This window comes from Mesorhizobium sp. M1A.F.Ca.IN.020.06.1.1 (genome assembly GCF_004023265.1).
In the GTDB taxonomy this organism is placed as follows: Bacteria; Pseudomonadota; Alphaproteobacteria; order Rhizobiales; family Rhizobiaceae; genus Mesorhizobium.
Genome location: NZ_RZSR01000516.1, coordinates 1 through 4,244, shown reverse-complemented (window position 1 = coordinate 4,244; position 4,244 = coordinate 1). Strand labels below are relative to the sequence as shown.

At 59.5% G+C, this 4,244-nt stretch carries 9 protein-coding genes and 1 pseudogene; 3 read left to right on the top strand and 7 right to left on the bottom strand.

Features of this window, described 5'->3' with window-relative positions; all coding sequences use genetic code 11:
• Nucleotides 1–41 precede the first annotated feature (41 nt).
• The 4 genes from EOA60_RS21155 to EOA60_RS37705 form a co-directional block, all read right to left on the bottom strand.
• Nucleotides 42–335: a hypothetical protein gene (locus tag EOA60_RS21155; RefSeq protein ID WP_127335031.1), complete on the bottom strand. Its 294-nt coding sequence runs from the start codon at nucleotides 333–335 to the stop codon at nucleotides 42–44.
• A complete protein-coding gene (locus EOA60_RS21150; RefSeq protein ID WP_127335030.1) occupies nucleotides 332–583 on the bottom strand; it encodes a hypothetical protein in 252 nt (83 codons plus the stop codon). Before EOA60_RS21150 ends, EOA60_RS21155 begins: the two co-directional genes overlap by 4 nt.
• Nucleotides 580–1,134 carry a hypothetical protein gene (locus EOA60_RS21145; RefSeq protein ID WP_127335029.1) on the bottom strand — a complete coding sequence of 185 codons (555 nt, stop codon included), beginning with the start codon at nucleotides 1,132–1,134 and terminating at the stop codon, nucleotides 580–582. Before EOA60_RS21145 ends, EOA60_RS21150 begins: the two co-directional genes overlap by 4 nt.
• Before the next feature lie 66 nt (nucleotides 1,135–1,200).
• The gene (locus EOA60_RS37705) at nucleotides 1,201–1,371 is read right to left on the bottom strand and encodes a hypothetical protein (RefSeq protein ID WP_164748210.1); all 171 of its coding nucleotides are present in this window, start codon (nucleotides 1,369–1,371) and stop codon (nucleotides 1,201–1,203) included.
• Between the two features lie 107 nt (nucleotides 1,372–1,478).
• On the opposite strand from EOA60_RS37705, the gene EOA60_RS21140 reads away from it, so the two are divergent.
• Nucleotides 1,479–2,084, top strand: a complete 606-nt coding sequence (locus tag EOA60_RS21140) for an Arc family DNA-binding protein (protein ID WP_127335028.1) — start codon at nucleotides 1,479–1,481, stop codon at nucleotides 2,082–2,084.
• A 35-nt stretch (nucleotides 2,085–2,119) separates the two neighbouring features.
• On the opposite strand, the gene EOA60_RS21135 is transcribed toward EOA60_RS21140, so the two are convergent.
• The 3 genes from EOA60_RS21135 to EOA60_RS21125 all read right to left on the bottom strand — a co-directional run bounded on the left by EOA60_RS21135 (nucleotide 2,120) and on the right by EOA60_RS21125 (nucleotide 3,599).
• Entirely contained in the window at nucleotides 2,120–2,470 is a 351-nt protein-coding gene (locus EOA60_RS21135; protein ID WP_127335027.1) for a hypothetical protein, read from the bottom strand.
• A gap of 50 nt (nucleotides 2,471–2,520) precedes the next feature.
• Complete coding sequence (locus EOA60_RS21130) at nucleotides 2,521–2,859, bottom strand: hypothetical protein (protein ID WP_127335026.1); 339 nt, start codon at nucleotides 2,857–2,859, stop codon at nucleotides 2,521–2,523.
• Between the two features lie 71 nt (nucleotides 2,860–2,930).
• Nucleotides 2,931–3,599 carry a LexA family transcriptional regulator gene (locus tag EOA60_RS21125; RefSeq protein ID WP_128311827.1) on the bottom strand — a complete coding sequence of 223 codons (669 nt, stop codon included), beginning with the start codon at nucleotides 3,597–3,599 and terminating at the stop codon, nucleotides 2,931–2,933.
• 112 nt (nucleotides 3,600–3,711) lie between these two features.
• Here EOA60_RS21125 and EOA60_RS38295 point away from each other — a divergent pair, with 112 nt between their 5' ends.
• The gene (locus EOA60_RS38295) at nucleotides 3,712–4,032 is read left to right on the top strand and encodes a hypothetical protein (RefSeq protein WP_206522088.1); all 321 of its coding nucleotides are present in this window, start codon (nucleotides 3,712–3,714) and stop codon (nucleotides 4,030–4,032) included.
• A gap of 9 nt (nucleotides 4,033–4,041) precedes the next feature.
• Nucleotides 4,042–4,244: pseudogene (locus EOA60_RS21115) on the top strand (hypothetical protein); the annotation flags it as partial.

Sequence of the window (4,244 nt, the reverse complement as noted above, 5' to 3'; positions counted from 1 at the left end):
GGCTCGCGTCTGGCGCTTATACTCCGCCATGCTGCCGGCCATCAGGTTTCCCCAACGATCAGCGCTTTCAGGACGCGCTCTGCCAGTTTTGCCTGGCCATCGATTTTGCTCGGGAGATCGATCGCCAGCAGGTATTTCTGCCAAACTTGGCGGTCTGCCTCCCATTTCGGGTGCGCAGCGCACAGAGCGACCAGGGCGTCATCCATCGCGTCCATCGCCGCAAACTCAGACTTGGCCGGGATCAGCTTCCAGTCTTCTAACTCGCACTGCCTGCGAGCCTCCGCGGCGGCGTGAATGTGCATGGCAATCGCCTGCATGGTAGGAGAAAGGGTCATTGCAGCGACCCTCCCTTTTTGCTGCGACGGTCGGCCAGGACGCGGGCATGGCAAAGCGCCACCGCCTCAACCATCTGGTTTGCCATGTCGCGGGCGATCCAGGACAACGCGTTCGCCCGATCGAGCATAGGCGCGCTCGGCGCCACGCGCGGCATCTCAACCAGTATTTCGGTCAGCACGCCCATGAGGTGCGCCAAGTTCCCGATGTCGCTTTCAAGGTCGTTCAGATCGTCGGTGGGCGCCTTCATGACGCGCGCCCTTTCCGCCGAGCGGCGGCGCGCTCTTCGTCCTCCCGCTCAAGATCCAAGGCGTGCTTGGCGGCCTCGTCGGGATTACGCCACGGGTCACAGTAGCTGATGCCGAAATGCGACTTGTGCAGGTTCGTCAGCTTGCCGCCGGACAGTTCGTTCAGAGCGTGCATGGCCGAAAACAGCAGCCTTTCGAGAGTGCGAAACTGGCGCTTTTCCTGATACCCCATCTCTTCGTCGGGGTATTGATCCTCAATCCGGGAGACGAAATCGATCGCAACAGCGATCTGCACAAGAGCGCCCTCCGATGTCGATGCGCGGACATTGGCGATCATATCCCTGAGCACATCAACAAGATCATCCTGGTGATGCTCAGCGGTACCGTATATCCGGTGAGGACCGTGCTCTTTGGCGTGCATGGCCTCATATTCCAACTCCTGTAGGCGCTCCTGCTCATCCATGGCTTGGCCGAGTTGAACGCCGTAAACAAAGGCCGGGTCGGCCGGTACTGGAATTTTCACGTTTGCCGTGCTATTCGCTGTCTTAGTCATCTTCTCTCTCAGGGGTTGATGATGTGGGGAGCCGCCTTGGCGGGCGGTTTCGAAATCGAACGACGATCAGTTGGCGCTGGTCGTCGTTTTCGTTTCGCGGTCCATCCGGTCGCGGATGCATCGCACTATTTCCGAAGTTTGAGAGCTGGCGTTCCGCTCCGCCTGAGCCTTGATGAAGGCTTTGGCGTCGGAAGGCAGTCGAATTTTGATTTGCTCTGTTTCCACGTTCTTCCTCATGCGCCGTTAACCGTAAACCTAATAGGTTCCTTGTACCTAGAAGGTCCCTCTAGCGTCAAGGCCCTAATTGGTCCATACACACCGAACTTCGTGTGTTGGAGATCACCGTGGCTCGTCCGAAGCAAAGCGACCCCCAGTTCAAACTCAGGATTCCATCTGCTTTGAAGGACAAGCTCGAACAGGCGGCGTCCGTTAACAATCGAGCGATAAGCGCGGAAATTTTGGCCAGGCTTAGCGAGAGTTTTGACTGGCCAGCGGTCCGCAACGGCCTGAACCATGAGAGGGATTACCTTGAAGGGGAGTTGAAAAAGACCGAGGCAGAACTGGCTTCTGTGCGGGCCGCCTTGGCCGAACAAAAGACAATCACGCAGCAGCTCCAGGCACTGATCGGTGAATCGGCTGAGGACGCGCAGCATCGGCAGGAAGCCGAGGATGCCATCGAGAAGCGTTTTGCCGAGTTGAAGGAGCAGTCCGATCTTCTGGAAGGTCTGAAGGAAGAGCTTGCACACCTTTCTCACGCCCGTGGCGACACCTCTGCGCAAACGGAGGCCTTGCTGAAACAGCAGAGCGAACTGATCGAACAGCTTCGCATCAACCAAGCCCTGAGCGAGCAGACCATCAGCGTATTTCGGGACGCGTTTCTGGATGCGGCGTCGGGCGATGAGAGCGCCTTCGAACGGCTGATCGAAGCGACCCGCAAGAAGAGATCGTAACGGTCGGGTCCCGCTGATGCACGTGCGCGAGGCGATCACGCCGCGACATCCTTCAGCAGGAATGACATCACGGCATTGGCAGCGCGGTCGCACGGGTACTCGGAATCGCTGCCTTCGTACTGGCCAGGCTGTTCGGACAGGTAATAAGCTTGGCCCCAGACCATCGCCAGCACTCGCACTCCGTCGATCGTCTTCGGCGCCAGCGCCACGATCTGGCTTGCCAGCTTCCGGCTAGTGTCAGCAGCCGCCTCGATGGCGCTGTCGTTGACGATGTCGCGGCTGGCGACGAATGCAGCGCGTTCGGCCTGCCATGCTGAATAGAGCGCCTTCCCGAGGGCAAGCAGCTCGGCGTCGGGATGCAGGGCTGAGGTGATGTGCGCGTTCAAAGAAATCTCCTTTGGTGGTGAGTATCGACCGGGAAAGGTCGTGTTGCGTTTTAGGACCAAGCGTCCGACGACTTGGCGAACGCGATGCCATGCAGCGTCAGGGTCTGCTCGGCTTCCGAAACACGGCGGACCGAGGCCAGATAGAGCGGGAGCCGACGCGCGAGCTGCTGGCGGCAGTAGCCGACGTATTTCGGCGAGTGCAGGCGCACTCCTGGCATCAGCATCTCGTCTTTTTCGCTGATCGTCTTCTGATGCTGCTTGATGGACAGGATGTGTTCCGCAGCTTCGCGCAGAGAGAAGCGCCACGCGGTCGCGACGCGGTCAGCCGCATCGGCGTTGAGCGTGAGGGGGATGGCGGTGGCGAAAGTCGGGAAGGAAAGGGCGTTCATGATGGGCTCCAACCACTCGGTTAAGCCCATCTAAGGGGTTTTTGCCTATTTCGTCAATAGGCTATTTCCCCTTATGCGCTTTTAAGGCGCAAATTTCCTTGGATGCCGCCCTGCCGAGCAACGCGGTGGAGCGACTTGGCCGGAAACACTGTGAAGATTTCGCCGACCCAGGCTAGATGCGCGTTCTCGATCGGCTGCGCGTTCCATGACATTAGGTTGACGCGGCCAGGCTGACTGCCGCGCAAGATGGTCTTGATGAAACGCCGGCCGTCGCTGGTCCTTACCGCTGCCTCTTCGCCATAGAAGCTTTCCAGCGCTCGGCGCTGGTCGCGGTAAACGATTAGCACCGCACCATCGCGGAACTGCGGCAGCATGGAATCGCCGCGAACCTGGAAAGCGATCATGTCGCCCGGCAAATGAAAGGGAACCGGGATCTGTTCGAGGCCTTCCACCGGCACCTGCTCAAAGTCGGGCTCGACCTCAGCGCCAGCGCCGACGAAGCCCATCAGCGGTACAAACCAACCGCCCTCTGTCGGTGCGCCCTCGCCCATAATGTCGGCGACCGTCGTGCCCAGGATCGCCACCAGCTTCGAAAACTTTTCGACGCTCGGTCGGCGTCCTCGCTGCAGCATGTCGCGGACGAAAGATTCGTTCAGACCCGCCGCGAGCGAGAGCGATTTCATGGTGTAGCCCTGGGCTTCCATGCGCTCGCGAAAGCGGCTTTCCCATTCATTGTCCACGGTTTTTTTCCCCTTACTCCCAGCACCTTCGGGGGTTGTAGCCCATCGCAACTTGACCGTCACTAGGGTTTTAGCCTAATGGTTAAGGGGAAATTTCCCCTTGAGGCGAGAGATGGACACCCGAACTGAACTGCTGACCGAAATCGCGACATTCCAGAACAAGCTCAAGATGGCCGATTCCAGGATCGGGCAGATTGCGCTGAACGACCCGAAATTCGTGGCCCGACTTCGCGATGGCCGGCGATGCTGGCCCGAGACGGCTCAGAAGGTCCGCAACTTCATGACGGCGGCCTATACCCATATTACGACCGCCGACGGCACGGTGATCATTCGCGACCTCGAAACCGGCATTACGGCTTCGGGCGCCACTTTGGCCGAAGCGTATGCCGAGCTGCGGCGCTTGGTCACCGCTCGGCAGAAGCAGGCTGCGTGATCGACCAGCATGAGCGCGGCGGACGGCTTTATCTGGGTGCGACGAAATTACTTCGACCATCCGATTTTCGCGAACGAGCCCTTCACGGAGCGCGAGGCGTTCCTGTGGCTGGTTTGTGAGGCGGCATGGAAGACGCGGCGGAAGCGCATCCACAACGCCACGATCACCTTACACCGTGGGCAACTGGCGCATTCGACGAGGTTCATGGCGAG

Bases quoted from the DNA above. Each gene is read 5' to 3' on its own strand.
- EOA60_RS21145 (WP_127335029.1), bottom strand. From the start codon at position 1,134: ATGACTAAGACAGCGAATAGCACGGCAAACGTGAAAATTCCAGTACCG.
- EOA60_RS21130 (WP_127335026.1), bottom strand. From the start codon at position 2,859: ATGAACGCCCTTTCCTTCCCGACTTTCGCCACCGCCATCCCCCTCACG.
- EOA60_RS37705 (WP_164748210.1), bottom strand. From the start codon at position 1,371: ATGAGGAAGAACGTGGAAACAGAGCAAATCAAAATTCGACTGCCTTCC.
- EOA60_RS21150 (WP_127335030.1), bottom strand. From the start codon at position 583: ATGAAGGCGCCCACCGACGATCTGAACGACCTTGAAAGCGACATCGGG.
- EOA60_RS38295 (WP_206522088.1), top strand. From the start codon at position 3,712: ATGGACACCCGAACTGAACTGCTGACCGAAATCGCGACATTCCAGAAC.
- EOA60_RS21155 (WP_127335031.1), bottom strand. From the start codon at position 335: ATGACCCTTTCTCCTACCATGCAGGCGATTGCCATGCACATTCACGCC.